This is a genomic window from Pseudomonas sp. Hz4, assembly GCF_054898165.1.
In genome coordinates, this window is sequence record NZ_CM142719.1 from 4583328 (window position 1) to 4609617 (window position 26290).

The 26290-nt window shown below is 58.6% G+C and carries 22 protein-coding genes; 9 read left to right on the top strand and 13 right to left on the bottom strand.

Translation table 11 applies throughout. From position 1 onward, the window contains the following. Positions 1 to 12: 12 nt before the first annotated feature. The 3 genes from ACYZTR_RS20895 to ACYZTR_RS20905 all read left to right on the top strand — a co-directional run bounded on the left by ACYZTR_RS20895 (position 13) and on the right by ACYZTR_RS20905 (position 3294). Positions 13 to 828: an alpha/beta fold hydrolase gene (locus tag ACYZTR_RS20895; protein ID WP_461973588.1), complete on the top strand. Its 816-nt coding sequence runs from the start codon at positions 13 to 15 to the stop codon at positions 826 to 828. Then, positions 822 to 1379, top strand: coding sequence for a peptidylprolyl isomerase (locus ACYZTR_RS20900; RefSeq protein ID WP_461973589.1), 558 nt, complete (start codon positions 822 to 824; stop codon positions 1377 to 1379). The genes ACYZTR_RS20895 and ACYZTR_RS20900 overlap by 7 nt, the downstream gene beginning before the upstream one ends. A gap of 82 nt (positions 1380 to 1461) precedes the next feature. Continuing rightward, positions 1462 to 3294 carry an ABC transporter ATP-binding protein gene (locus ACYZTR_RS20905; RefSeq protein WP_461973590.1) on the top strand — a complete coding sequence of 611 codons (1833 nt, stop codon included), beginning with the start codon at positions 1462 to 1464 and terminating at the stop codon, positions 3292 to 3294. Between the two features lie 42 nt (positions 3295 to 3336). Here the strand turns inward: ACYZTR_RS20905 and ACYZTR_RS20910 are convergent, their stop codons facing one another. Further along, on the bottom strand, positions 3337 to 4461 hold the full coding sequence (locus ACYZTR_RS20910) for a GNAT family N-acetyltransferase (protein WP_461973591.1): 1125 nt from the start codon (positions 4459 to 4461) through the stop codon (positions 3337 to 3339). A 282-nt stretch (positions 4462 to 4743) separates the two neighbouring features. Here ACYZTR_RS20910 and ACYZTR_RS20915 point away from each other — a divergent pair, with 282 nt between their 5' ends. Further along, positions 4744 to 6057 (top strand): putative porin, encoded by a 1314-nt coding sequence (locus ACYZTR_RS20915; protein ID WP_461973592.1) that lies wholly within the window; start codon positions 4744 to 4746, stop codon positions 6055 to 6057. Between the two features lie 134 nt (positions 6058 to 6191). Here ACYZTR_RS20915 and ACYZTR_RS20920 read toward each other — a convergent pair whose 3' ends face one another. From ACYZTR_RS20920 to aceK, 5 genes are all read right to left on the bottom strand, one after another. Beyond that, positions 6192 to 6428: an anti-sigma factor family protein gene (locus ACYZTR_RS20920; protein ID WP_461973593.1), complete on the bottom strand. Its 237-nt coding sequence runs from the start codon at positions 6426 to 6428 to the stop codon at positions 6192 to 6194. Beyond that, a complete protein-coding gene (locus ACYZTR_RS20925) occupies positions 6422 to 7033 on the bottom strand; it encodes an RNA polymerase sigma factor (protein WP_461973594.1) in 612 nt (203 codons plus the stop codon). The genes ACYZTR_RS20920 and ACYZTR_RS20925 overlap by 7 nt, the downstream gene beginning before the upstream one ends. Positions 7034 to 7186: 153 nt before the next feature. Further along, positions 7187 to 8308 carry a beta-ketoacyl-ACP synthase III gene (locus ACYZTR_RS20930; protein ID WP_461973595.1) on the bottom strand — a complete coding sequence of 374 codons (1122 nt, stop codon included), beginning with the start codon at positions 8306 to 8308 and terminating at the stop codon, positions 7187 to 7189. 208 nt (positions 8309 to 8516) lie between these two features. Then, positions 8517 to 12428, bottom strand: a complete 3912-nt coding sequence (gene hrpA, locus ACYZTR_RS20935; protein WP_461973596.1) for an ATP-dependent RNA helicase HrpA — start codon at positions 12426 to 12428, stop codon at positions 8517 to 8519. A 103-nt stretch (positions 12429 to 12531) separates the two neighbouring features. Further along, positions 12532 to 14250, bottom strand: coding sequence for a bifunctional isocitrate dehydrogenase kinase/phosphatase (aceK, locus tag ACYZTR_RS20940; protein ID WP_461973597.1), 1719 nt, complete (start codon positions 14248 to 14250; stop codon positions 12532 to 12534). A gap of 130 nt (positions 14251 to 14380) precedes the next feature. Between aceK and ACYZTR_RS20945 the strand changes: the two genes are divergently transcribed. Then, on the top strand, positions 14381 to 15289 hold the full coding sequence (locus ACYZTR_RS20945) for a DMT family transporter (RefSeq protein WP_461973598.1): 909 nt from the start codon (positions 14381 to 14383) through the stop codon (positions 15287 to 15289). 344 nt (positions 15290 to 15633) lie between these two features. Then, positions 15634 to 16902, top strand: coding sequence for an IS110 family RNA-guided transposase (locus ACYZTR_RS20950; RefSeq protein ID WP_461972154.1), 1269 nt, complete (start codon positions 15634 to 15636; stop codon positions 16900 to 16902). 35 nt (positions 16903 to 16937) lie between these two features. Here the strand turns inward: ACYZTR_RS20950 and ACYZTR_RS20955 are convergent, their stop codons facing one another. From ACYZTR_RS20955 to cysK, 4 genes are all read right to left on the bottom strand, one after another. Further along, the gene (locus tag ACYZTR_RS20955; protein WP_461973599.1) at positions 16938 to 17801 is read right to left on the bottom strand and encodes a DMT family transporter; all 864 of its coding nucleotides are present in this window, start codon (positions 17799 to 17801) and stop codon (positions 16938 to 16940) included. 107 nt (positions 17802 to 17908) lie between these two features. Next, complete coding sequence (locus ACYZTR_RS20960) at positions 17909 to 18073, bottom strand: hypothetical protein (protein ID WP_165353262.1); 165 nt, start codon at positions 18071 to 18073, stop codon at positions 17909 to 17911. A 197-nt stretch (positions 18074 to 18270) separates the two neighbouring features. Next, positions 18271 to 19209 carry an aspartyl/asparaginyl beta-hydroxylase domain-containing protein gene (locus ACYZTR_RS20965; protein WP_461973600.1) on the bottom strand — a complete coding sequence of 313 codons (939 nt, stop codon included), beginning with the start codon at positions 19207 to 19209 and terminating at the stop codon, positions 18271 to 18273. Between the two features lie 177 nt (positions 19210 to 19386). Then, positions 19387 to 20361: a cysteine synthase A gene (cysK, locus tag ACYZTR_RS20970; RefSeq protein WP_461973601.1), complete on the bottom strand. Its 975-nt coding sequence runs from the start codon at positions 20359 to 20361 to the stop codon at positions 19387 to 19389. Positions 20362 to 20487: 126 nt separating this feature from the next. Here cysK and ACYZTR_RS20975 point away from each other — a divergent pair, with 126 nt between their 5' ends. The 3 genes from ACYZTR_RS20975 (at position 20488) to ACYZTR_RS20985 (ending at position 23785) form a co-directional block, all read left to right on the top strand. After that, complete coding sequence (locus tag ACYZTR_RS20975) at positions 20488 to 21564, top strand: DUF748 domain-containing protein (RefSeq protein ID WP_461973602.1); 1077 nt, start codon at positions 20488 to 20490, stop codon at positions 21562 to 21564. 163 nt (positions 21565 to 21727) lie between these two features. Beyond that, a complete protein-coding gene (locus ACYZTR_RS20980) occupies positions 21728 to 22573 on the top strand; it encodes an AAA family ATPase (RefSeq protein WP_140677330.1) in 846 nt (281 codons plus the stop codon). A 33-nt stretch (positions 22574 to 22606) separates the two neighbouring features. Further along, complete coding sequence (locus ACYZTR_RS20985) at positions 22607 to 23785, top strand: vWA domain-containing protein (protein WP_461973603.1); 1179 nt, start codon at positions 22607 to 22609, stop codon at positions 23783 to 23785. A gap of 119 nt (positions 23786 to 23904) precedes the next feature. Here ACYZTR_RS20985 and ACYZTR_RS20990 read toward each other — a convergent pair whose 3' ends face one another. The 3 genes from ACYZTR_RS20990 to ACYZTR_RS21000 are packed head-to-tail and all read right to left on the bottom strand — an operon-like array spanning position 23905 to position 26281. Next, positions 23905 to 24831 (bottom strand): 5-oxoprolinase subunit C family protein, encoded by a 927-nt coding sequence (locus ACYZTR_RS20990; protein WP_461973604.1) that lies wholly within the window; start codon positions 24829 to 24831, stop codon positions 23905 to 23907. Next, a complete protein-coding gene (locus ACYZTR_RS20995; protein WP_461973605.1) occupies positions 24828 to 25532 on the bottom strand; it encodes a 5-oxoprolinase subunit B family protein in 705 nt (234 codons plus the stop codon). The genes ACYZTR_RS20990 and ACYZTR_RS20995 overlap by 4 nt, the downstream gene beginning before the upstream one ends. Next, positions 25529 to 26281: a 5-oxoprolinase subunit PxpA gene (locus ACYZTR_RS21000; RefSeq protein ID WP_461973606.1), complete on the bottom strand. Its 753-nt coding sequence runs from the start codon at positions 26279 to 26281 to the stop codon at positions 25529 to 25531. The genes ACYZTR_RS20995 and ACYZTR_RS21000 overlap by 4 nt, the downstream gene beginning before the upstream one ends. Between the last annotated feature and the right edge of the window lie 9 nt (positions 26282 to 26290).

Consider the following 26290-nt stretch of genomic DNA (forward strand, 5'->3'; position numbering starts at 1 on the left):
CGGAGTGTACGCATGGCCTATTTCGAACACGAAGGTTGCAACCTGCACTATGAGGAATATGGTCACGGTGCGCCGTTGCTGCTGGTTCACGGGCTGGGTTCCAGCACCCTGGACTGGGAAGAGCAGATCCCGGCGCTGTCGGCCCGCTATCGGGTGATCGTCCCGGATGTGCGCGGCCACGGTCGCTCCGACAAACCCCGTGAGCGCTACAGCATCGCCGGGTTCAGCGCCGACCTGATTGCCCTGATCGAACACCTGAACCTGGGCCCCACTCATTACGTGGGCTTGTCCATGGGCGGCATGATCGGTTTTCAACTGGCAGTGGATCAGCCGCAATTGCTCAAAAGCCTGTGCATCGTCAACAGCGCGCCCGAGGTCAAACTGCGCAACCGCGACGACTATTGGCAGTGGTTCAAGCGCTGGAGCCTGATGCGCGTCCTCAGCCTGGGCGCTATCGGCAAAGCTCTGGGCGCCAAGCTGTTCCCTAAACCGGAACAGGCTGATTTGCGACAAAAGATGGCCGAGCGCTGGGCAAAAAACGACAAACATGCTTATCTCGCCAGCTTCGATGCGATCGTTGGCTGGGGGGTTCAGGAACGACTTTCGAAGGTCTCCTGTCCAACCCTAATCGTGAGCGCCGACCGTGACTACACACCGGTCTCGCTGAAAGAGACCTATATAAAACTGCTACCCGATGCGCGGCTGGTGGTGATCGCCGACTCACGCCACGCCACCCCGCTGGATCAACCCGAACGCTTTAACCAAACCCTGCTCGAGTTTTTCACCGAAGTCGACACCACCTCACTCAGGATTACTGACCCATGCTGAAAAAAATCGCCCTCGTCGCTGGCTCCGTTCTGTTTGCCGCCAACCTGATGGCCGCAACACCGGCCAAGGCGCCGCACGTGCTGCTGGAGACCACTAATGGCCAGATCGAGATCGAACTGGACCCGGTCAAGGCGCCGATCAGTACCAAGAACTTCCTTGATTACGTCAACAGCGGCTTCTACAACAACACGATTTTCCACCGTGTGATTCCTGGGTTCATGGTCCAGGGCGGTGGTTTCACAAAAGAGATGACGCAAAAAGAAACCAAGGATCCGATCAAGAACGAGTCCAAAAACGGTCTGCATAACGTCCGTGGCACGCTGTCCATGGCTCGCACCTCTAACCCTGATTCGGCCACCAGCCAGTTTTTCGTCAACGTCAAAGACAACGACTTCCTCGACAGCGGTGACGGCTATGCAGTCTTCGGTAAAGTCGTGAAAGGCATGGACGTGGTGGACGTCATCGTCAACTCGCAAACCACCACCCGTGGCGGCATGAAAGATGTGCCAGCCGACCCTGTTTTCATCAAGTCGGCCAAAGTCATCGACTAAGCTAAACAGGAAGTCTTGAGCGGCTGCCGGAGTGCGCCGCTCACACTGTTCAAAGGAGAGCCCGTGCGCGGGCGGAGAACTGATGCTTTATCGCCGTTTTGAGAAACTGATCGACATATTCCGCGACGCCCCGACGGCGGCTCCGCCGGATCGGGTTCTGCCTTTCTATACCTATTACCTGAAGCAGGTCTGGCCGAGTTTCGCTGCCCTGCTGTTCGTCGGTCTGATCGGTGCGCTGATCGAAGTGGCGCTGTTCAGTTACCTGAGTCGCATCATCGACCTGACCCAAGGCACGCCTGACGTCGATTTCTTCAAGGAACATGGCATCGAGCTGGCCTGGATGGCGGTGGTAGCCCTGGTTTTTCGGCCGATTTTTGTTGGCCTGCATGACCTGCTGGTGCACCAGACCCTGAGCCCCAGCATGACCAGTCTGATCCGCTGGCAGAATCACAGTTATGTGCTCAAACAGAGCCTGAATTTTTTCCAGAACGACTTCGCCGGGCGCATCGCCCAACGCATCATGCAGACCGGCAACTCGTTGCGCGATTCGGCCGTGCAGGCAGTGGACGCGCTGTGGCATGTGCTGATCTACGCGATCAGTTCGCTGGTGCTATTCGCCGAAGCCGACTGGCGACTGATGATCCCGCTGCTGACGTGGATCGCCGCTTATATCGGCGCCCTCTGCTACTTCGTACCACGGGTCAAGGAACGTTCGGTGGTGTCGTCCGAAGCGCGTTCCAAACTCATGGGGCGGATCGTCGATGGCTACACCAACATCACCACCCTGAAGCTGTTCGCCCACACCAATTTCGAGCAGCAGTACGCCAAGGAAGCGATCGAAGAACAGACCGTAAAAGCCCAACTGGCTGGCCGCGTGGTCACCAGCATGGACGTGGTCATTACCAGCATGAACGGCTTGCTGATCGTCGGCACCACCGGTTTGGCCCTGTGGCTGTGGACCCAGTCGCTGATCACCGTAGGCGCCATTGCCCTGGCCACCGGTTTGGTCATCCGCATCGTCAACATGTCCGGTTGGATCATGTGGGTGGTCACCGGTATTTTCGAAAACATCGGCATGGTCCAGGACGGTTTGCAGACCATTTCTCAACCGGTCAGCGTCACCGATCGCGAACAGGCCAAACCGCTGGCGGTCACCCGTGGCGAAGTGCGTTTCGAGCACGTGGATTTCCATTACGGCAAGAAGAGCGGGATCATCGGCGACCTCAATCTGACCATCAAGCCTGGCGAGAAAATCGGCCTGATCGGTCCGTCCGGTGCCGGCAAGTCGACCCTGGTCAACCTGCTGCTGCGCCTCTATGACGTGGAGGGCGGAGGCATCCTCATCGATGGGCAGAACATTGCTGAAGTGGGCCAGGAAAGCCTGCGCGAGCGTATTGGCATGATCACCCAGGACACGTCCCTGCTGCATCGCTCGATCCGCGACAATTTGCTTTACGGCAAACCCGACGCCACCGACGCCGAACTCTGGGAAGCGGCACACAAGGCTCGAGCCGACGAGTTCATCCCGTTGTTGTCGGACGCCGAAGGCCGCACCGGTTTCGATGCCCATGTCGGTGAACGCGGCGTGAAACTCTCCGGCGGCCAGCGCCAGCGGGTTGCAATTGCTCGGGTGCTGCTCAAGGACGCGCCGATCCTGATCATGGACGAGGCGACTTCTGCGCTGGACTCGGAGGTCGAAGCGGCGATCCAGGAAAGCCTCGAAACCCTGATGCAGGGCAAAACCGTGATCGCCATCGCCCACCGGCTCTCGACCATCGCCCGGATGGACCGACTGGTAGTGCTGGAAAACGGCAAGATCGCCGAAACCGGCAGCCACGCCGAACTGCTGGCCCATGGCGGGTTGTATGCGCGGTTGTGGCAGCATCAAACCGGTGGTTTTGTCGGGATCGATTGAATCTCCCGGCCGATCGTTCCCTGCTGACTGTCGGAGCGAAGATCAGTCTTGCCGATAAGGCAAGGCCGTCCTCGCTTCCTCGGCATACGCCAACACGCCAACGCGTTCCTGCTGCAGGAAGTCTTTGACGGCGGCTTTCAGACCAGGATGACGCAAGTAGTGCCATGAATGAGTGATCACCGGTTCAAACCCGCGAATCAACTTGTGCTCGCCTTGGGCGCCGGCATCGAATCGCTGGAAACCATTGGCAATCGCGTAGTCCATGCCTTGATAGAAACAGGTCTCGAAGTGCAGGCGGTCGAACTCTGCCAGGCAGCCCCAGTAGCGGCCGTAAAAACTGTCTCCGCCCACCAGACTGAACGCCATCGCGACTGGGCGTGAACCTTGTTTGGCCAACACCACACGAATCGACTCCGGCATGTGCTCAGCCAACAGGCTGAAAAACTCCCGCGTCAGATAAGGCCTTTGCCGACGCACTGCGTAGGTGTTGGCGTAGCAGGCATACACAAAATCCCACTGGGCTTGATCGAGTTGCCTACCTTCGAGCCATTCGAAATCAATGCCCTGCCCCGCCACCTGCTCGCGTTCCTTGCGCATTTGCTTGCGCTTGCGCGAACTGAGGACGTCGAGGAAGTCTTGAAAATCCCGATACCCGCGATTCTGCCAGTGGTACTGACAGCCGATTCGCTGCAACCAACCCGGCTGCTCGGCCAATGCTGCGTCGGTGAAAGGATCGGTGAAGTTGATGTGGGCGCTGGAAAGTTGTTCGATCTCAAGGTAGCCGGGCAGGCTTTTCAACAGTTCGAATCCGTCCTCGAGAGTAGCTGCCAGCAAACGCGGGCCACTGACCGGACTGAACGGCACGGCCGTCAACAGTTTGGGGTAGTAATCGATACCGGCACGCTCACACGCATCGGCCCAAGAATGATCGAACACGTACTCGCCGTAGGAATGCCATTTGCGGTAACTGGGCAGCGCGGCGATCAGACGATCGCCTTCGATGTGCAGCAAATGCTCGGGCTGCCATCCGGAATGGGGGCTAATGCTGGCGCTGTCTTCCAGCGCGCGCAGAAAAGCGTGACGCAAAAATGGCTGAGTATCGGGGACCAACGCATCCCACGTGTGCGGGGCGATTTCCGACAGGCTTTGCAGACGTTGCAACGGCATCACCATCCTCACTCTTCATGGCGTGAAAGCACCGCGAGTATCGCTTATCGCTCTGCATTGCACACGAGCGATTCGACGACAGCGCTCTAGCTCAATAGTTCGTGACGACTTTATATCGTCATCGAGTTGCCATCACATTGCCACTGCTCTGTCATAAACCATCGCGATACTGGCGCCTGTTTTTAGAGCGTCGGGTTCTAGCCCGGCCACTGTTTTCCGCCCGTCAACGGTCGGTTGTGTCCTGGATGGCTCAGTCATCCTCTCTCATCTTCGGAGATTGATATGCGTCTTGCTTCCACGAAAACTGCGGCAGCCCTGTGTGGCGGACTGTTGCTGGCCATGAGCGTTCCGGCCAGCGCCGCAGTCGACGCCAAACTGCTCGACATGCTCAAGGCAAACGGCTCGATTTCGCCTGCGCAGTACACCGAACTGCAAGCCGAGCTGGCCAGGGATCAGAAAGACCAGCAAATCGCCCGTCAGGCTCAGCGAGAGAGCAACGAGCAGATCGCGGCGACCGCGAAGAAAACCAATGAACTGAGCACCTTCGACCAGAAACTGGCGTGGGCTGCCAAGACCCAGTTCAAGGGCGATGTTCGTTTCCGTCAGGAAACAGTCAAGAACGATGGTGTTTCCAACACTGGCGACCAGGACCGTCAACGCATTCGTGTGCGTCTGGGTGCCTACACCGAAATCAACCCGCAAGTCGACACCGGTATCCGGATCGCCACGGGCAGCGACAACGATTCGCGCTCCACCAACCAGAGCCTGGACAACAACTTCACCAAGAAGAATATCTGGCTGGACCAGGGCTACGTGGATTACCACCCGACGGCCATCAAGGACCTGCACTTGATCGGCGGCAAGATGGCGCAACCGTGGGTGAGCACCGGCGACATCATCTGGGATAGCGACATCAGCCCCGAAGGTCTGGCAGCAACCTACAAGCACGCGCTGGGCCCTGTCGAGATGTTCGGTAGCGCCGGTCACTACACGCTCAAGGACAACGTCGACGGCGAAGGCAAGCAGTTCCGTCATGACCTGCGTCTGTACGCGGGCCAATTGGGCGCGCGTTTCGCGATCACCGACAACTTGAAAATGACTCTGGGCGGCAGTCTCTACGCTTACGACAACGACAACGACATCAACAATACGTGTGCCGCGGCAACATGCCGACTGGCCGTCAACGGCAACACTGCGAACGAACAGTTCAAACTGTACGAAGGCTTTGGTCAGCTCGACATCGGCGGCCTGCCAATGCCGCTGTCGCTTTACGGTCAAATCGTCACCAACGACGATGCCAGCAACGATCAGGACATGGGTTGGCTGGCTGGCGTCAAGACCAAGTTCTACGGCTTCGCAGTGGACTACAACTACCGCGACGTACAGCGTAACGCGGTGGTCGGCGCCTTCACCGACTCCGACTTCGCCAACGGTTTCACCGGTTCGCGCGGCAGCAAGCTGAAAGTGAGCTACGAGATCGACAAGAACTTCGCCCTCGGCGCGACGTACCTCATGGCTGACTCCGACTACACCAACGCCACCCTGCGGGATTCGAAAATCAACACCCTGCAACTGGACGCAGAAGCCAAGTTCTAAGCAGTGCCGCTCCACGCCTCAGGTCATGGATGCCTGAGGCGCCTTTACAGTCTGGCGTGGATGGATCGATCCCCATCATCCGTTCGATACATCCACGCTGGCCTGCTTCTCTTCCCTGCGGTGACTCCACGAATCTACGGAAGGTCCTTGCGACGCTCCGCGGAGAGACGTTCGGCGAGAGCATCGACATCCAGCACAGCCTCCTCCGGCAAGACGCGCAACGTCGCCTGCATCAAACGCATCTGCCGAATGAACCGCCGGCAATTAGGGCAGAACATCAGGTGATGGCGCACCATCAGCCGCTCACGAAAACTTAACTGGCCATCGAGATAATCACTGGAACGCGCCACATGTTCCTTGCAGGTCAGCATTGGCCGGTTTCCTCAAAATGTTCTACGGTCGCAAAGACCTTCAACCGTGCTCGATGCAGCAGCACGCGAACATTGGAGAGCGAGACGTCCAGAAGATTACAGATCTCTTCCAGCTCCAGCCCCTGACGCTCGCGAAGTAACAAAACACTGCTTTGCAGCTCCGACAAGCTGAGCAACGTGTGTTCCAGGCATTCGCGCAGCTCGTTTTCGGTCAACAGCGCCTCTGGCGTGTCTTGATGCCAGGCGAACGGAGCGATCAGCCAGTGGCCATCGCCAGGCGAAAAACGATCGTCATCGAGGGTGCCGTGAGGCGATGGAAGGTCATCGAGCAAGACTTCCCGGCGGTTTTGTTTGTAGCGACCTTTGGCCGAGTTTGCGGTGATGGTCAGCAACCAGGTCTTGAGGCTCGAACGCCCCTCAAACCCTTTGAGGTTACGCACCACCGACAACCACGAGTCCTGCACCACTTCGTCGGCATGTCGGTTACCTACGATGGCGTACGCCACTGCGCGCATGGCGCTCTGGTAGGTCTGGACCAACTCTTTGAAAGCCTGTTGCTCACCCGCCAGCAATCGCTCGAGCAGTTGCGCGTCGTCAGCTGCCATTTACACATCCCCTGTCCTGACCGCGAAAATGAAAACAGCAAGACCTGGCCGTAGGCAAAGTCTTGCTGATATTTCCGAAAACTACCGCGTCCCGACTGTTTCGAATGTAGGAATCGTCTGGCGAATCAGAGGAAAGAACGACAGCAGTCCACCTCAACGTTTGCGCAGAATCACGCTACCAATCGAGTAACCGGCGCCGAACGAGCTGAGCACTGCCAGTGAACCGGCGGCCAAATCATCCTGATATTTGTGAAACGCAATCACGGAACCGGCGGAGCTGGTGTTGGCGTAGGTGTCGAGAATCACCGGGGCTTCTTCTTCAGAGGCTTCACGGCCCAGCAGTTTCTTGACGATCAGGTGGTTCATGCTGAGGTTCGCCTGATGCAGCCAGAAGCGTTTCACGTCGCTGATGTTGAGCGCGTTCTCTTCCAGGTGCGTTGCAATCAGCTCGGCGACCATCGGGCAGACATCGCGGAACACCTTGCGACCTTCCTGCACGAACAGTTTGTCCTTGGCACCGATGCCCTCTTCCGCCGCGCGATTAAGGAAGCCGAAGTTATTGCGGATGTTGTTGGAGAACTTGGTCAGCAGCTTGGTGCTGACGACATCGAACTGATGCTTGGACGTCGCCAGGTCGGCGCGTTCGATGACCACGGCAGTCGCGGCGTCGCCGAAGATGAAGTGGCTGTCGCGGTCGCGGAAGTTCAGGTGACCGGTGCAGACTTCCGGGTTGACCATCAGGATCGCCCGGGCCTGGCCCAGTTGCACGCTGTTGGCGGCGGACTGAATGCCGAAGGTTGCCGAGGAGCAGGCGACGTTCATGTCGAAACCGAAACCCTGAATGCCCAAGGCTTCTTGAACTTCGATGGCGATGGCCGGATAGGCCCGCTGCAGGTTGGAGCAGGCGACGATCACGCCGTCGATGTCCGCGGCGGTCTTGCCGGCGCGCTGCAAGGCTTGCTCGGCAGCACCGATGGCCATTTGGCAAAGCACCGACCACTCGTCATTCGAGCGCTCCGGCAGGCGTGGCGCCATGTGTTGCGGGTCGAGAATGCCGTCCTTGTCCATGACAAAGCGGCTTTTGATGCCCGACGCTTTTTCGATAAACGCCGCGCTGGACTCGGTCAACGCTTCGATTTCGCCGCGCGTGATGGCGTCGGCATTGTCGGCATTGAACAGCGCGACGTAAGCGTTGAAAGACTGCACCAGCTCTTCGTTGGAGATGCTGTTGGCCGGGGTGTACAAGCCGGTGCCGCTGATGACGACGTTATGCATGGTCGTTTCTCTAATCTGTTCAGGCAGAAAGCGTTGGCACCGACGTACCAACACACAAAGAGTCTGTTCCCGTCACGGGAAGCAAACCTGGCATCGCTTTATTCCGATCCGCCCTGGCCTGTGAAGGCTCAAAACTGCGGGGCCGACGTTTATAGGCGCGAAGTTTGCCATAAACGCTGGTGTTTGGCCCCTTTTGCGAGATCGAAAGCTACGGCTCGACTTGTGTCCATTGTTTGTTCAAACGCTTATCGGAGATCGGCACCTTGGTCCCCAATTGCTGGGCGAACAGCGAAACCCGGTATTCCTCAAGCCACCAGCGATAGAGTTCCAGTTGCGGATCGCGTTTGCCTTCCTGGGCGTGTTTTTTCGCGCGAGTCTGGTATTGCGTCCACAGGCCGGACAGTTCGCCGCTCCAGACCCGATCCCTCTGCACCTGAGCGCCGATTTTCTCGAAGCGCTGCTCGACCGCTTTCAGATAGCGCGGCAGCTCCTTGAGCCACTGCATCGGGGTTTCCCGTACAAAACCCGGATACACCAAATGACTGAGTTGCTGCTTGATGTCGTTCAAGGCCACGGCTTGCGCCAGGTCGATCTTGCCCTTGAAGCGTTTTTGCAGGCCGTGCCAGAGCTTGAGAATCTCCAGCGTCAGCTTCGCCAGCCGTTCGGCGTGCTCAGTCCAGCCGCCGCGCTTGCGTTCGGCCAGTGACGCCAACCCGGCGCCATCACGCGGCAGCGGGTCTTCACCGTCGAGAATGCAGCTATCGAGGCTGGCCAGCAGGATGTCTTCCACCAAGGCATCGATGCGCCCCAATTCGCGGTACATCAAACCCAGTTCGGTCAGCCCCGGCAACTTGCCGCGCAGGAACTTCGCCGGTTCAGCCAGTTGCTGCATCAGTAGGCGCTGCAACGCGCGACGATGCTGGAACTCGGCCTCGGCCGGGGTCGAGAAACGCCCTTCCTTGACCGTGCCGCTCTCTTCCACCAGCGCGGGATAGACCGTCATCGACAACCCGGCGATCTTTTGCTGGGTTTTCTCGGCGACGGCGGCGAAGACTTTCGGCTCGACCGGTTGCTGGTTTTTTGCGGTTTGCGGTACGGCCAGCGCCGCTTGGCTGGCTTCGGCAAAGCGTGCGGTCAATTCGGCCAGATCTCGCCCCTCACCGAGGAACTTGCCCTGGCCGTCGACGATTTCCAGGTTCATCCGCAAGTGGCTGTCGACCTGTTGCGACGCTTGCGCCCAGGCTTCATCGCTGACCCGCGCACCGGTCATGCGCAACAGCTCCCGGCCCAACGCCTGCGGCAATGAGCCCTCGGCGAAGGTCATGCGCTGCAACGCGGCTTTAACGAAGTCCGGCACCGGCACGAAGTTCTTGCGCAAGGCTTTGGGCAGGTTGCGCACCAGCGCGATGCACTTGGCCTCGATGACGCCCGGCACCAGCCATTCCAGACGCTCCGGCGGCAGCATCGGCAACAACGGCGCCGGCACGCGCAGGGTCACGCCATCGCGCGGGTGATTCGGTTCGAAGTGGTAACTCAGCGCCAACTCCAGATCACCGATGTGCAAGGTGTCCGGGTAATGCAGGGCGGTGACTTCACTGGCCTCGCGAGCCAGTACGTCTTCTTCGCGCATGATCAGCAGCTGCGGGTCTTTCTGACTGTTGACTCGGTACCAGCTGTCGAATGTGGCGGTCTGGTGAATCTCTGCCGGCAGTCGCGCGTCGTAGAAGGCGAACAGCGTTTCTTCGTCGGCCAGAATGTCGCGACGGCGAGCCTTGGCTTCCAGTTCGTCGAGCTGTTCCAGCAACTGCGCATTGGCCGTCAGGCACTTGGCCTTGGACTGAATCTCGCCGCGCACCAAGCCTTCGCGAATGAAAAACTCACGAGACACCACAGGGTCGATCGGCCCGTAATGCACCGGCCGGCGACCGACCACGATCAGCCCGAACAAGGTGATTTGCTCGAAGGCCACGACCTGACCGCGCTTCTTCTCCCAATGGGGTTCGAAGTGGTTTTTCTTGATCAGGTGCCCGGCCAACGGTTCGATCCAGTCGGCGTCGATCTTGGCGACCATCCGCGCGTAAAGCTTGGTGGTTTCCACCAGCTCCGCAGCCATCAGCCATTGCGGGCGTTTCTTGCCGAGACCCGATGACGGGTGAATCCAGAAGCGCCGCTGACGGGCGCCAAGGTAGTCGCCGTCTTCGGTTTTCTGGCCGATCTGGCTGAGCAGCCCCGAGAGCACGGCTTTGTGCAGTTTCGGGTAATCCGCCGGTTCCTTGTTGAGGCTCAACTGCATGTCGCGGCAGATCAGGCTCAACTGGCGATGAGAGTCGCGCCATTCGCGCAGACGCAGGTAATTCAGGAAATTCTTGCGGCACCAATTGCGCAGCGGACTGGCGGTCAGGGCCTGGCGCTGTTCTTCAAAACCACGCCACAGATTGACCAGCCCGGCGAAGTCCGAGTCCACGTCTTTCCACTGAGCGTGCGCCTGATCCGCCGCTTGCTGACGCTCCGGCGGACGTTCGCGCGGGTCTTGAATCGACATGGCGCTGGCGACGATCAGCACTTCCTGCAAGCTGCCGAGTTTCGCCGCTTCCAGCAGCATGCGGCCCATGCGCGGGTCCACCGGCAACCGCGCCAATTGCCGACCCAGCGGGGTCAGCTGGCTGTTGCGGTCGACCGCCGAGAGTTCTTGCAACAGGTTGAAACCGTCGCTGATGGCCTTGCCATCCGGCGGCTCGATAAACGGGAAATCGGTGATCTCGCCGAGGCGCAGATGCAGCATCTGCAAAATCACCGCCGCGAGGTTGGTCCGCAGAATTTCCGGGTCGGTAAATTCCGGGCGACCGATGAAATCTTCTTCGCCATAGAGGCGGATGCAAATGCCCGGTTCTACCCGCCCGCAGCGACCTTTACGCTGGTTGGCGCTGGCCTGGGAAATCGCTTCGATGGGCAGACGCTGAACCTTGGCGCGGTAGCTGTAGCGGCTGATGCGCGCGGTGCCGCTGTCGATCACGTAACGAATGCCCGGCACCGTCAGCGAGGTTTCCGCGACGTTGGTCGCCAGGACCACGCGACGGCCTGGGTGCGACTGGAAAATCCGCTGCTGTTCGGCCGGCGACAAGCGTGCGTACAACGGCAGAATCTCGGTGTGCTTGAGCTGAGCCTTGCGCAGCATGTCCGCCGCGTCGCGAATTTCACGCTCGCCGGGCAGGAACACCAGCACATCGCCGGGGCTCTTGCGCTCGCTGCGTTCGAACGCGGCGATTTCGTCGAGGGTGGCGAGAATGGCCTGATCCACCGTCAAGTCATCCTCGACGCGGTTGCCCTCTTCGTCCTGCTCCAGGGTCAGCGGGCGATACCAAGTGTCCACCGGGAAGGTGCGGCCCGAGACTTCAACGATCGGCGCATCGTCGAAGTGCTTGGAAAAGCGCTCCAGGTCGATGGTCGCCGAGGTGATGATGACTTTCAGGTCCGGACGACGCGGCAGCAGGGTTTTCAGGTAACCCAGCAGGAAGTCGATATTGAGGCTGCGCTCGTGGGCTTCGTCGACGATGATCGTGTCGTAGCGTTCGAGGTAGCGGTCGTTCTGGGTTTCCGCCAGCAGGATGCCGTCGGTCATCAGTTTGATCAGGGTGTTGGAATCGCTCTGATCTTCGAACCGCACCTGATAACCAACCAACGCGCCCAACGGCGTCGCCAGTTCTTCGGCGACCCGGCTCGCCACGCTGCGGGCGGCGATTCGACGGGGCTGGGTGTGACCGATCAGACCCTGCTGACCGCGACCGATTTCCAGGCAGATCTTCGGCAACTGGGTGGTTTTACCCGAACCGGTTTCACCGGCAATGATCAGCACCTGGTGCTTGAGCAGCGCTTCTTTGATTTCGTCGCGTTTGGCGGCGATCGGCAGGCTGTCGTCGTAACGAATCACCGGCAGGCTGGCACGCCGCGCCAACACCTGATCACAGGACGCCTGCATGCGCGTCACCCACTGGGCCAGCTTGGCCTCATCAGGTTTTTGGCGCAGTTCAAGCAACTGCCGCCGCAGCCGGTGGCGGTCGGCGAGCATGGCGTGATCGAGGTTTTTCAGCAGTTTGTCGATTGAAGGCGATTCGTCAGTCATCAGGTACGCAATAAGTTGTCTGGTGGCGCAGGGGGCGGATTGTCGCAGATTTGCGCCGCCATGTGATCGTTCCCACGCTCTGCGTGGGAACGATCTGTGCACCCTATTCGTTATCGAGGCCCTTACGCCGATAAGGAAACACATCAATCACTTTGCCGGCGCGAATGGCTTCCTGAAGGCTCTTCCAGTAATCAGCGTTGTACAACTCACCATGCAACTGATCAAACAACTTGCGCTGTCCGGAATCGGCAAACAAAAACGGCGGAAACTCCTCAGGAAACACGTCCAGCGGCCCAATCGAATACCACGGCTCGGACGCCATCTCATCTTCCGGCGTACGCGGTAGCGGGATGTGACGGAAGTTGGCTTCAGTCAGGAAGCAGATCTCGTCATAGTCATAAAACACCACCCGCCCATGACGAGTGACGCCAAAGTTCTTCAGCAGCATGTCGCCCGGAAAGATGTTTGCCGCCGCCAGTTGCTTGATCGCCAGACCGTAATCTTCCAGCGCCTCGCGGACCTGAGCGTCGTTGGCATTTTCCAGATAAAGGTTCAACGGCGTCATCCGCCGTTCGGTCCAGCAATGGCGGATCAGCACGGTGTCGTCCTCGATCGACACCGTGGACGCGGCCACCTCAAGCAGCTCTTCCAGGCACGCCGGGTCGAATTTGCTCAATGGGAAACGGAAGTCGGCAAATTCCTGGGTGTCGGCCAGGCGCCCGACCCGGTCGACGCTTTTCACCAAACGGTACTTCTCGATCACCGTGGCGCGGTCGACGTTCTTCGACGGCGAGAAGCGGTCCTTGATGATTTTGAATACGGTGTTGAAACCCGGCAGGGTAAACACGCTCATCACCATGCCACGCACGCCCGGGGCCATGATGAACTGGTCGTCGGTGTTGGCCAGGTGATTGATCAGCGCCCGGTAGAACTCGGACTTGCCGTGCTTGTAGAAACCGATCGAGGTGTACAGCTCGGCAATGTGTTTGCCCGGCAGAATGCGTTTGAGGAAACCGATGAACTCCGCCGGTACCGGCACATCGACCATGAAATACGAACGGGTGAACGAGAAGATGATCGACACGTCCGCTTCATCGGTGATCAGCGCATCGATCTGAATCCCGCGGCCTTCACGGTGCAGTAGCGGAATCACCAGCGGCCATTGTTCGTCCTGGGTGTAGATGCGCCCAACCAGGTACGCGCCCTTGTTGCGGTAAAGCACCGAGGAAAACAGTTCGACGCTCAACTCCGGATCCTTGCAGACCCAGTCTGGCAGGTTCTCGCGCAATTGCCCTTCGAGTCGAGACAGGTCGCCCGCCAGGTTGGCGTAATCCTCGCTGAAGCGGTAGTCGGCAAAAATGCTCGCCAGCATCCCGGACAGTTGGCCCTGGGGCTTGTACGTGCGGGTTTGCGCGGCGCGGGCCCGGCGCAGGCTCGGCCGGGTGGTGTGAATGAACATGCAGCCGTCGCTGATCAGGTCGTGGCTGAACAACCCGCAGAAGATCGAGTTGTACCAGGTCTCCGAAAGTTCATCGTCGAAGCGCAGGTCGATCAAGGTGATGTAAGCGCTTTTGACCAGCGGCCAGCAACTGACATCCAGCGTGTCGGTGTCGAAAGCGATGCGCAGCCGTTCCACTGTTTCGCCGACTTTTTCTTCATACAGATTGATCCGCGCCGCCGACGCCGATTGCGTCTCCTGCCACTTGGCCTGCTCGAAGCGGGCTCGGGCGCCGTCGGTGATCTGGCGGAAATGCTCGCGATAATTGTCAAAGCCTTCGAGGATCATTCGGGCGATGTCGGCGGCGGGCCATTGCTGCGGCATAGGTAAAACCTCGGCGGCTGAATCTTATCGTTGGGGCCTGAGCTTAGTGGCCCTATGTTACGCAACGCAACCATTGCCTTGCGTCCTGACTGGCGCGACACTTGCGCGCCAATCAAGGAAGGAATGTGCTGTGAACCCCGTCGATACTCTGCGTTTGCTGTCGCTTGCCGCCATTTGGGGCGCGAGTTTTCTGTTCATGCGCATCATCGCCCCGGTGATTGGCACAATCCCCACTGCCTTTTTCCGCGTGTCGATTGCCGCTGCCGGCCTGTTGGTGATCCTCGGGCTGATGCGCATCAGCTGGGATTTCAAAGGCAAGCTCAAAACCGTGATGCTGCTCGGGGTGATCAACTCAGGGATTCCGGCGACCCTGTATTCGGTCGCCGCGCAAGTGCTGCCGGCCGGTTACTCGGCCATCTTCAACGCCACCACGCCGCTGATGGGCGTGCTGATCGGCGGTCTGTTCTTCCATGAAAGGCTCACCGCCGCCAAGCTTGGCGGGGTGTTTCTCGGGCTGTTTGGCGTTGGAGTCCTGACGCGTGCGGGTCCGGTGGCGTTCGACATGGAACTGCTGACGGGCGCCCTCGCCTGCCTGCTCGCCACGACCTGCTACGGTTTCGCCGGATTCCTCGCGCGCCGCTGGCTTGATCAGGCCGGTGGTCTCGACAGCCGACTGTCGGCGTTGGGCAGCATGCTGGGCGCAACGTTGTTTCTGTTGCCACTGTTTGGTTACAGCGTGATCAGCCAGCCACCGGCGAGCTGGGGCGGCTGGAGTGTCTGGTTGTCATTGCTCGGGTTGGGTCTGGTGTGCACCGCGTTTGCGTACATTATTTACTTCCGTTTGCTCAGTTCGGTTGGCCCGGTGAAGTCGATGACCGTGACCTTCATGATCCCGCCGTTCGGAGTGTTGTGGGGGGCGTTGTTGCTGGATGAGCCGCTGTCGATGGCGCACATTTATGGCGGGCTGCTGATTGCGGCGGCGTTGTGGTTGGTGTTGAAGCCGGCGGTGGTGAAGAAGGGTGAAGTGGTTACCCGGTAATAGGTGCCGTTATTGAAATTGCCATCGCGAGCAGGCTCGCTCCCACAGGGATCGCATATAACCTGTGGGAGCGAGCCTGCTCGCGATATAGGTAGTCCGTTCCTTTCTCTTCCATACTGATATTCGCTGGAAGTCGGTTGTCGGCGAGGAAGGAACATGCACCTGTGGGCTACGAATTTGCTCGCGCAGCACTCGATGATTACGCCTTCACCTTCGAGTCCACAGGTGCGCTTGCGCCCTCTAACGAATTCTCAGGGAAAGCCCGACACGGCTCTCTATATCGCCTTCGCTGGACGCAAGCATGCATGTCCCTGCATGTACTTTAGCGCCTGTTGAGGTGTTCCATGCAAACGCTCCTGTCTCAGAGTTTCACTGCTTATATCGGAATTGATTGGGCAGACGCCAAGCACGACATCTGTTTGCAGATAGCTGGAGAGGCTCAGCGCAGTTTCGAGGTCATCGACCACGAGCCCGAGTCGATTGATCGCTGGGCCAGGTCGCTGCATCAACGTTACGGTGGCCCGATCGCGATCGCCGTGGAGTTGAACAAAGGCCCACTGATAGCGGCTCTGCAAAAATATGAGTTTTTTTGTATCTTTCCGATCAATCCGAGCACCTTGGCCCGGCACCGTAAAACCTTCGTCCCCAGTGGCGCCAAGGATGATCCAACGGATGCTCAATGGGCGCTTGAGCTGTTGCTGAATCATCCCGAACGGTTTCCTCAACTGGTCCAGCAAAGCTCCGCCATGCGTTCGCTCGCCAGCCTGACCGAACATCGCCGCGGATTGGTCGATGACCGGGTCAAGATCAGCAACCGTCTGGTCTGCATGCTCAAACAGTACTACCCGTTGGCCCTGGAGCTGTTTCATGACCATGACACGCTGGTTTTTTGTGAATTTCTGGCGCGCTGGTCGACCTTTGAAACGCTTAAGCGCGCTCGGCCAGCCAGCGTTTTGAAGTTCCTTCACGCGCATAATGTTCGCCATGCTGAGCTCAATCAGCAGCGTTTGGCATTGATCGCCAAAGCCATGCCGTTGACTGAAGATCCAGGCGTGGTCAGTCCTTCAGCGCTGTATGTGCTGGCCCTGGTCTCGCAACTGAAAGGGGTCATCACGGCGATCAAAGATTTTGATCGGGAGATCGAAAAAACTGCCAACACCCTGGCCGACTATCGACTCTTCAAGGCCTTGCCCGGCGCGGGACAACAGCTTGCCCCACGGTTGATGGTCGCCTTTGGTGAGCAGCGTGATCGCTTCAAGGATGCCAGTGCGGTGCAGCGATATGCCGGAATTGCCCCGGTCACCGAACGCAGTGGCAAGAAAAAAGTCGTCCACTGGCGCTATCAATGCGCAACTTTTTTGCGCCAGACCTTTGTTGAGTGGGCTGCCCACAGCATCAATCAATCGGTGTGGGCAGAGGCGTATTATCGCCAGCAAAGGGCCAAAGGCAGCTCTTACCAAGCAGCCCTCAGGGCCCTGGCGTTCAAGTGGATCCGGATCGTTTATCAGTGCTGGAAGAGCAGCACCGTGTACGACGAAAAGGTTTATTTACAGACCTTGCTTCGGCACGGCTCGCCTTTGATCAGCGAGCCGGACACAGCAACATCGTGTTGACGGAAAGGCTCAGGGCGTGAAGGCGTCGGTTCAGTTCAGGCTGATTGACGGAAAACGAACACCAGACCGACGATGATCAGCAGCATGCCGAGCATGCTCAATGCCGCCAGCCGGTTGCCGAAAATCAGGTAGTCCATGACCGCCGTCACCGCTGGCACCAAATAAAACAGACTGGTGACATTGACCAGGTTGCCCCGGGCGATCAAGCGATACAGCAGCAAGGTCGCCAGCACCGACACGACCAATCCCATCCACAACACCGGCACGATGAAACCGGTGCCGTGTTCGAAATGAAAGGGTTGGAATGGCACGAAGATCCCGCAGAGCAACAGTCCCGCCAGGTATTGCACTGGCAGTGTGCCGAGGGGATTGTCCGTGATGCGCTTCTGCATGATCGAACCGAACGTCATGCTCGCCAGCGCCAGCAATCCGAAGAGCATGCCGGCCAACGACATGCCGGCCAGACCGATGCCCTGATAGACCACCATGATCAACCCCGCCAGCCCCAGTGCCAGGCCGAACATCCGGCTCCAGGAACGCTGCCGTTCCATCAACACCACAGTGAGGATCGGCTGCACGCCCATGATCGTCGCCATGACCCCCGGCGTGACTTTCAGGTCCAGGGCCAGCAGATAGAAAATCTGATAAGCCCCCAGCAACACCACGCCCGTGGCCATCGCATACACCATCGGCTTGCCGCCCTTCGGCAGTTTGAGCTTGAGCAACGGCACCAGCAGCACCAGACCGCACAGCGCGATGGCGAACCGAAACAGCAAAAAGGCAAAAGGTGACGCGTGGGCCAGGCCCCATTTGGAGAAGATCGCTCCGCTGCTCCACAGCAGAACGAACAGGCTCGTGGACGCCGCCGCGAGCGCGGTTTTTTTCGAAAGTACAAACATGAATGCCACCTGTAGTCAGGCAAAAAGCCAACTCAGCCGAAGCTGAAATTCAGTAGTTTTTTCAAGCGGGCGCTTTTTCAGATGGGCATGGGAACAGCAGAAGCTGATCAGCCCGAAAAGCCGACGCCCGGCGGTGATACGACTGCGCACACCGGCGTGCTACTGACAGGTGGAGGGTAATGACTGATCTGCGCAGGCTGCTGATTCCCGCACGGCACGACGCCAGCGTTGACCGCTGAATCGACTACCGCGTTGATGAGGGAGGCTGGCATGGGCTGATCTTTTTTGATGGGTAGAAAGGTGGATTAGTAAACCACCGAGCGCCGACTATAACCAGCGCGTGACAGGTATTGCAATGGCTTCGCAGGTAAACAAAACAACAGTGGTTTACACCGCAGCCCTCACCACAAGGCCGGGCTAACCTAAAAAAACCGCTCCCAAGGAGCGGTTTTTAATTTCGTGATCGGCCTCACCCAAACAACCAATACCCCAACAACGCCGCCACCACCACCGCCAACACCGGTCGTAGCACACGGTAGGCCTTGGGATTACGACGCTTCCACTGTTTGATCACACCGCTAAATTTGTCACTGGAATTCTTGCTCCAGGCATAAACCTGATTGATCCCGCCAACACGTTCGTCATCGAGGTTCTGCGGCGCAGTAGCACGACCCAACAGCCCACTGATCCAGCGGTTGATGCGGATCATGAGACGATTGCTCAACGGTCGTTCGATGTCGCAAAACAGGATGACCCGAGTCTTGTCGGTTTCGTTCTTGACCCAATGCACGTAGGTTTCGTCGAACATCATGTCTTCGCCATCACGCCAGGCGTAGACCTGACCGTCGACGAAGATCCGGCAATCGTCGGAGTTCGGTGTCGACAACCCCAGGTGATACCGCAGAGAACCGGCAAACGGATCGCGGTGCGGGTTGAGGTGACTGCCACCGGGCAATAACGCGAACATGGCGCCTTTGACGTTGGGAATGCTGCTGACCAGTGCCACGGTTTTCGGGCACAGGGCTTCGGCCGATGGCAGTGGTTTGTCGTACCACTTGAGGTAGAAGCGCTTCCAGCCTTTCTTGAAAAACGAGCCAAATCCGGCGTCGTTGTTCCTTTCGGCGGCGCGGATGTAACCCTCGTCGATCAGGTCCATCGCTTCGTCGCGGATGACTTCCCAGTTGTCCTTGAGCACATCCAGCTCCGGGAACTTGCTGCGGTCCAGATAGGGTTTGGATGGCACGCTGGAGAACAGGTACATCAAAGCGTTGTAGGGGGCGAACAAAGCCGAATGGTTGACGAACTGACGCAGGACCGGCAAACGCACCTTACCGCGTAAATGCACAAAGAGCGTGCTGCCGAAGAACACCAACAACAGCGACGCCTTCGCGGCAAGGGAAAAGGTCATCAACAACTCCTTGATAGTAGACAACTCTGCTCAACGCCATTTACCCGACGTCGCAGCCGGCCATGATCAACATTACCGGCCTCGGGAACAACCCGACTCTCTCAACATTCTGTATTAAGGATCGCGCAATGAATCAACCCTCGCCATTCGCTCAAACAATCCAAACCTTTTGCAGTGTTATTGCTGATTCTCCTGTTCGGTAAACAGGTCACTGAACAGCATGCTCGACAGGTAGCGCTCGCCGGAGTCCGGCAGTATCACCACGATGGTCTTGCCCTGCATTTCCGGAGTTTCCGCCAGACGGACAGCCACAGCCATGGCGGCGCCACAGGAAATGCCGCTCAAAATCCCTTCTTCCTGCATCAAGCGCAGGGCCATGGCCTTGGATTCGTCATCGCTGACCAACTCCACCCGATCGACCATCGACAGATCCAGGTTCTTCGGCACAAAACCGGCACCGATACCCTGGATCTTGTGAGGGCTGGGCTTGATCTCTTCACCGGCCATTGCCTGAGTGATGACCGGCGACACCGCGGGCTCCACCGCCACCGAGATGATCGGTTTGCCCTGGGTATTCTTGATATACCGCGAAACCCCGGTGAGGGTTCCACCCGTTCCCACGCCTGCCACCAATACGTCGACTGCACCGTCGGTGTCGTTCCAGATTTCCGGACCGGTCGTTTTTTCATGGATGGCCGGGTTGGCCGGGTTGTCGAACTGTGCGGGCATGAAGTACTTGGACGGATCACTGGCGAGGATTTCAGTCGCTTTCTCAATCGCTCCTTTCATGCCCTTGGCTGGTTCGGTCAGTACCAGCTCGGCCCCCAGCGCCTTGAGCACTTTGCGTCGCTCGATACTCATGGACGCCGGCATGGTCAGCATCAGCTTGTAACCGCGAGCCGCGGCAACGAACGCCAGGCCGATGCCGGTATTGCCCGAGGTCGGTTCGACGATGGTCATGCCAGACTTTAGTTTGCCGGTGCTTTCGGCGTCCCAGATCATGTTCGCACCGATCCGGCACTTGACCGAGTAACCGGGGTTACGCCCTTCGATCTTGGCCAGGATGGTCACCCCCCGCGGGGCGATACGGTTGATCTGCACCAGCGGCGTATTGCCAATGGAATGGGCGTTGTCAGCGAAAATACGGCTCATGGCTGGGTCCTTGTACAGCGTTGAATAAGCCATTCAAGGTATGCCTGTTGCCCGTGGTCGTCCAGTCAGTCGAACGTCCTGCAACCGGCGCAGTCAATGGTTGTACATCGCCAGAGATTTGCCATCATGAAACGGAGATACAGTTGGCCGCTGTGGACCCTCGCCGGCCTTGTTGTGCTGCTGATAGCCCTGCATATTACCCTGCCCTATATAGTGCGCGACTACCTGAACGACAAGCTGGCGGACATGGGCGATTACCGGGGTCAGATCACCGATGTGGACCTGGCCCTGTGGCGCGGCGCCTACAAAATCAACGGACTGAAAATCGTCAAGGTCGACGGTAAAGTCCCGGTGCCTTTCGTCAACGCGCCGCTGATCGACCTTTCCGTCAGTTGGCACTCGCTCTGGTCCGACCACGCCGTCGTGGCCGAGGTGCAGTTCTTCAACCCCGAGGTGAACTTCGTCGATGGCGGCGCCAACAAGAAAAACTCCCAAACCGGTCAGGGCACCGACTGGCGTGCGCAGTTAAGCAAACTGGCGCCGATCACCTTCAATGAAGTGCGGATCAACGATGGCAAGATCACTTTCCGCAATTTCAATTCCAAGCCCCCCGTGAACATGAACGCCACTCAGGTCAACGCCAGCTTTTACAACCTGACCAACGTGGTCGACACCAAAGGCAAACGCGACGCTCGCTTCGAAGGCAAGGCGCTGCTGCTAGGGCACGCACCACTGGAAATCACCGCAACCTTCGACCCTTTGAGCAATTTCGAAGACTTCGAATTCCGCCTGCGAGCCAGGGACATCCAACTCAAACGCATGAACGACTTCGCCTCGGCCTATGGCAAGTTCGACTTCAATGCAGGTCACGGTGATGTGGTCATTGAAGCGCAGGCTAAAAAAGCTCAATTAACGGGTTACATCAAACCACTGCTGAAAGATGTCGACGTGTTCAACTGGCAGCAGGACGTAGAGAACAAGGACAAGGGGCTTTTCCGCTCCATCTGGGAGGCCATCGTTGGTGGCTCCGAAAACGTACTGAAAAACCAGGGCAAGAACCAATTTGCGACTCGCGTCGAACTGAAAGGCAATGTACATCGACAAAATATCAGCGCGTTCGGGGCGTTTTTGCAGATTTTACGTAATGGCTTCATTCAGGCATTCAATGCCCGGTATGAACGGCCGAAGCCGGATGCCGGTTAAGGTCTAGCGGCCGAGACTGAGTCAAGATGTGACGCCCCATTCAGAGACTGAATAAGCCGTCTGCGTTCACAGTCGACCGGGCACCGCGTTATAGTCGGGTACTACAATTATTGCGCCCCGCCCTGCCTCGTTCAGGTCGGCGTTACCGTTCGAGGATTAGCAGATGAAGTTCGAAGGCACCCCGGCCTACGTCGCCACCGATGACCTGAAGCTGGCGGTCAACGCCGCCATCACCCTGGAGCGTCCGCTGCTGGTCAAGGGCGAGCCGGGCACCGGCAAAACCATGCTCGCCGAGCAACTGGCCGAATCCTTCGGCGCCAAGCTGATCACCTGGCACATCAAGTCCACCACCAAGGCGCATCAGGGCTTGTACGAGTACGACGCGGTCAGCCGCCTGCGGGACTCGCAGCTGGGCACGGAAAAGGTCCACGACGTTCGCAACTACCTGAAAAAGGGCAAGCTCTGGGAAGCCTTCGAGTCCGAAGAGCGGGTGATCCTGCTGATCGACGAAATCGACAAGGCCGACATTGAGTTCCCGAACGACCTGCTGCAAGAACTCGACAAGATGGAGTTCTACGTTTACGAGATCGACGAGACCATCAAGGCCAAGAAGCGTCCGATCATCATCATTACCTCCAACAACGAGAAAGAGCTGCCGGACGCCTTCCTGCGCCGCTGCTTCTTCCACTACATCGCTTTTCCCGATCGCGTCACGCTGCAGAAGATCGTCGATGTGCATTACCCGAACATCAAGAAGGACCTGGTCAGCGAAGCGCTGGACGTGTTCTTCGACGTTCGCAAGGTCCCTGGCCTGAAGAAAAAGCCATCGACTTCCGAACTGGTGGACTGGCTGAAGCTGCTGATGGCCGACAACATCGGCGAAGCGGTACTGCGCGAACGCGATCCGACCAAGGCCATTCCGCCGCTGGCAGGCGCCCTGGTGAAGAACGAACAGGACGTGCAGCTGCTTGAGCGTCTGGCGTTCATGAGCCGACGCGGCACTCGCTGATCCCTCTGTTTAACAAGATAGAGGGCGATAGCCATGCTGCTTAACATGTTCAATGAAATGCGCGCAGCCAAAGTGCCGGTCTCGGTACGGGAGCTGCTGGACCTGATCAACGCGCTGAAACAGCGCGTGACCTTCGCCGACATGGACGAGTTTTATTATTTGTCCCGGGCGATTCTGGTGAAGGACGAAAAGCATTTCGACAAGTTCGACCGGGCGTTCGGTGCCTACTTCAATGGCTTGGAAAAACTCGACGATCACCTTCAGGCATTGATCCCGGAAGACTGGCTGCGCAAGGAGTTCGAGCGATCCCTGTCCGAGGAAGAGCGCGCAGCAATCCAGTCCCTTGGAGGCCTGGACAAACTGATAGAAGAGTTCAAGAAGCGCCTCGAAGAACAGAAAGAACGCCATGCCGGCGGTAACAAGTGGATCGGCACGGGCGGCACCAGCCCGTTTGGCTCGGGTGGTTTCAACCCGGAAGGTATTCGGGTCGGCGATGCAGGCAAGCGCCAGGGCAAAGCGGTCAAGGTCTGGGATCAGCGCGAGTACAAGAACCTCGATGATTCGGTGGAGTTGGGCACGCGCAACATCAAGGTCGCCCTGCGTCGGTTGCGTAAATTCGCGCGTCAGGGCGCGGCGGAAGAACTGGACATCGATGGCACCATCGACCACACCGCGCGTGATGCCGGTCTGCTGAACATCCAGATGCGTCCCGAGCGGCGCAACACCGTCAAGCTGTTGCTGCTGTTCGACATCGGCGGCTCGATGGACGCCCACGTGAAGATCTGCGAGGAGCTGTTTTCAGCCTGCAAGACCGAATTCAAGCACCTGGAGTACTTCTACTTCCATAACTTCGTTTATGAATCGGTGTGGAAGAACAACATGCGCCGCACTTCCGAGCGCACTTCGACCCAGGACCTGTTGCACAAGTACGGTGCTGACTACAAAGTGATCTTCATCGGCGACGCCGCCATGGCACCGTATGAAATCACCCAGGCCGGCGGCAGCGTCGAGCACTGGAATGAAGAAGCGGGTTATGTGTGGATGCAGCGGTTCATGGAGAAGTACAAGAAGGTCATCTGGATCAACCCGTATCCGAAAGATACGTGGGGCTATACGTCTTCGACCAACATCGTGCGGGACTTGATTAACGACCAGATGTATCCGTTGACGTTGCGGGGGCTGGAGGAAGGGATGCGGTTTCTTTCCAAGTAATCTCGTTGTCTGGTCTGACGCTATCGCGAGCAGGCTCGCTCCCACATTGGATTTTGGTCGTACACAAATTATGTGTTCGCTGAAGATCAACTGTGGGAACGAGCCTGCTCGCGAAGCTTTTAGCGGTCTAAAAACCGGCGCAGATACTCAATTTGTTCGCGATGCGCAACATCCTGCACCACCGGCCGCAACCGCACCGTTGCCCCCGGCAGACACTGCGCCAGCCGTGCCAATGCCAACGGCGTCAAGGCGCCTAATCGCGGATAACCACCAATGGTCTGTCGATCATTGAGCAATACAATCGGCTGCCCGTCCGGCGGCACCTGAACCGCACCCAGCGGGATGCCTTCGGAAATCATCGGCTTACCCTGATACTCCAACGCCGTTCCCAGCAAGCGGATGCCCATCCTGTCGGCACGGCTGTCGAGGGTCCAGACGCTGTTGAACGCATCAAACAAACTCTGCCCACTGAACTCGCCAATCTGTGCACCGAGCACCAGGTCCAGCGGCGAGTTGAGTTTGAAATCCGGCACCTGTTCGCGCGCCAACTCCCGCAGCAGGAGCAGTGAGCACCCCGAATAACTCAACTGCGCACCTTTGGCCAACGCCCGGCCCATGCCATCCAGCCCGCCGAGTTCCTCACGGACCACCGTTGCGCTACTGCCCAACACTGTTGGCGCATCAAATCCGCCGGGCGCCGCCAAATAAGCCCGAGCGCCAAGCTGCGGCTGAGTGAATTGCAATTGCTGACCTCTGTTCAGCCTGAAACTGCGCCACGGTGGCAACGCCTCGCCATCCACCTGCGCCCCCAGATCCGCCCCGGCCAAGGCCAGCACGCAATCCTCTTTGGCAACGACGGTGAACCCGCCGAGGGTGATTTCAATCACCGGTGCATCCAGCTCATTACCCAGCAGCCAATTCGCCCAGGACATCGATCGCCAATCCGCCGCCCCGCCCTGGGTCACACCCAGATGCCGCACGCCGAATCGTCCGGCGTCCTGTAACAGGCACAGCGGCGTACTCGCTTCTATTGATAAACGACTCATGCCTGCGCCTCCAACGGCGTGTCGTCACCGCCCAGATTGATGAATTCGGCATGGCTGACGGCTTCGAAGCGCACAGTGTCGCCTGGTTGCATCAGGCTGTAGCCGTCGCGTTCGCGGTCGAACAATTTGGCCGGAGTGCGACCGATCAGATTCCAGCCACCGGGGGACACCACCGGGTAAGCGGACGTTTGGCGTTCGGCGATGCCGACACTGCCCGCGGCTACCTTTTTACGCGGAGTGTTCAGACGCGGCGCCGCCAGCGCTTCTTCCACCAACCCCATGAAGGCGAAACCCGGCGCGAAACCCAAGGCGAACACCTGATATTCACGCTCGCTGTGGCGGCGGATCACTTCATCCACCGCCAGCCCGCTGCGCTGGGACAACAGGCTCAATTCAGGGCCAACGCTTATGTCATACCAGACCGACAGCACATGACATTTGCCGCGAGTGCAGGCGCTGGGCGACAGATCGATCAAGGCCTCGGCGATCAGCTCCCGAGCCTGAGCCGGACTCAACGCGGTCAGATCGTAATGCACCATCAATGTCGTATAGGACGGCACCAGATCGATCAGATGCCCGGCGAACGCAGCACGCAATCCTTCACTGGCAGCGAGCATCCACGGCATGTTGGCCTCGCTGATCTCATCAAAGAGACGCACCATCAGGCAATCCAGCGCCACCACTTCCACCCGAAGTTTCATGGTGCGCTCTGCTGAACTAGGGCTTCGCGAATGCGTCGCACAGCGGCCACTGAACTGGCGTTGTCGCCGTGTACGCAGAGGGTGTTTGCCTGCAAGTGCAACGCACTGCCATCGCTGGCGGTGAGGTTGCCACCACGGGCAATGATCAAAGCCTGTTCGATGATTGTCTCGGGATCGTGATGCACCGCGCCCGGCAATTGCCGCGAAACCAGCATTCCCGCGCTGTCGTAAGCGCGATCGGCGAAGGCTTCGAACCACAGGGTCACGCCGTATTCATCGCCCAATTGCTGTGCGGCGCGGTTGTCGCGAGTGGCCATCAACATCAGCGGTAGCTGGCGATCATAGGACGCCACCGCCTGAAGAACGGCGCGCAATTGCGCCGGGTTGGCCATCATGTCGTTGTACATCGCACCGTGGGGTTTGACGTAACTCACCCGCCCGCCCTGGGCCCGGCAGATGCCGTCGAGGGCGCCGATCTGGTAGTGCAAAATGTCCTGAAGTTCCTGCGCGGTGTAGGCCATGGAGCGGCGGCCGAAGCCGACCAGATCCTGATACGCCGGATGCGCGCCAATCTGTACGCCGTTGCTCAGGGCCAGGCTGACGGTCTTGCGCATGATGCTCGGGTCGCCGGCATGGAAGCCGCAGGCGATGTTGGCGCAATCGATGAAGGGCATGACTTCTGCGTCCAGACCCATGGTCCAGTTGCCGAAACTCTCGCCGATGTCGCAGTTCAATAGCAGGCGGTTCACGGTGAACAC

Coding starts and splice junctions, on each gene's coding strand:
- ACYZTR_RS20895 (WP_461973588.1), top strand. CDS start 13: ATGGCCTATTTCGAACACGAAGGTTGCAACCTGCACTATGAGGAATAT.
- ACYZTR_RS20900 (WP_461973589.1), top strand. CDS start 822: ATGCTGAAAAAAATCGCCCTCGTCGCTGGCTCCGTTCTGTTTGCCGCC.
- ACYZTR_RS20905 (WP_461973590.1), top strand. CDS start 1,462: ATGCTTTATCGCCGTTTTGAGAAACTGATCGACATATTCCGCGACGCC.
- ACYZTR_RS20910 (WP_461973591.1), bottom strand. CDS start 4,461: ATGCCGTTGCAACGTCTGCAAAGCCTGTCGGAAATCGCCCCGCACACG.
- ACYZTR_RS20915 (WP_461973592.1), top strand. CDS start 4,744: ATGCGTCTTGCTTCCACGAAAACTGCGGCAGCCCTGTGTGGCGGACTG.
- ACYZTR_RS20920 (WP_461973593.1), bottom strand. CDS start 6,428: ATGCTGACCTGCAAGGAACATGTGGCGCGTTCCAGTGATTATCTCGAT.
- ACYZTR_RS20925 (WP_461973594.1), bottom strand. CDS start 7,033: ATGGCAGCTGACGACGCGCAACTGCTCGAGCGATTGCTGGCGGGTGAG.
- ACYZTR_RS20930 (WP_461973595.1), bottom strand. CDS start 8,308: ATGCATAACGTCGTCATCAGCGGCACCGGCTTGTACACCCCGGCCAAC.
- hrpA (WP_461973596.1), bottom strand. CDS start 12,428: ATGACTGACGAATCGCCTTCAATCGACAAACTGCTGAAAAACCTCGAT.
- aceK (WP_461973597.1), bottom strand. CDS start 14,250: ATGCCGCAGCAATGGCCCGCCGCCGACATCGCCCGAATGATCCTCGAA.
- ACYZTR_RS20950 (WP_461972154.1), top strand. CDS start 15,634: ATGCAAACGCTCCTGTCTCAGAGTTTCACTGCTTATATCGGAATTGAT.
- ACYZTR_RS20955 (WP_461973599.1), bottom strand. CDS start 17,801: ATGTTTGTACTTTCGAAAAAAACCGCGCTCGCGGCGGCGTCCACGAGC.
- ACYZTR_RS20960 (WP_165353262.1), bottom strand. CDS start 18,073: ATGCCAGCCTCCCTCATCAACGCGGTAGTCGATTCAGCGGTCAACGCT.
- ACYZTR_RS20965 (WP_461973600.1), bottom strand. CDS start 19,209: ATGACCTTTTCCCTTGCCGCGAAGGCGTCGCTGTTGTTGGTGTTCTTC.
- cysK (WP_461973601.1), bottom strand. CDS start 20,361: ATGAGCCGTATTTTCGCTGACAACGCCCATTCCATTGGCAATACGCCG.
- ACYZTR_RS20975 (WP_461973602.1), top strand. CDS start 20,488: ATGAAACGGAGATACAGTTGGCCGCTGTGGACCCTCGCCGGCCTTGTT.
- ACYZTR_RS20980 (WP_140677330.1), top strand. CDS start 21,728: ATGAAGTTCGAAGGCACCCCGGCCTACGTCGCCACCGATGACCTGAAG.
- ACYZTR_RS20985 (WP_461973603.1), top strand. CDS start 22,607: ATGCTGCTTAACATGTTCAATGAAATGCGCGCAGCCAAAGTGCCGGTC.
- ACYZTR_RS20990 (WP_461973604.1), bottom strand. CDS start 24,831: ATGAGTCGTTTATCAATAGAAGCGAGTACGCCGCTGTGCCTGTTACAG.
- ACYZTR_RS20995 (WP_461973605.1), bottom strand. CDS start 25,532: ATGAAACTTCGGGTGGAAGTGGTGGCGCTGGATTGCCTGATGGTGCGT.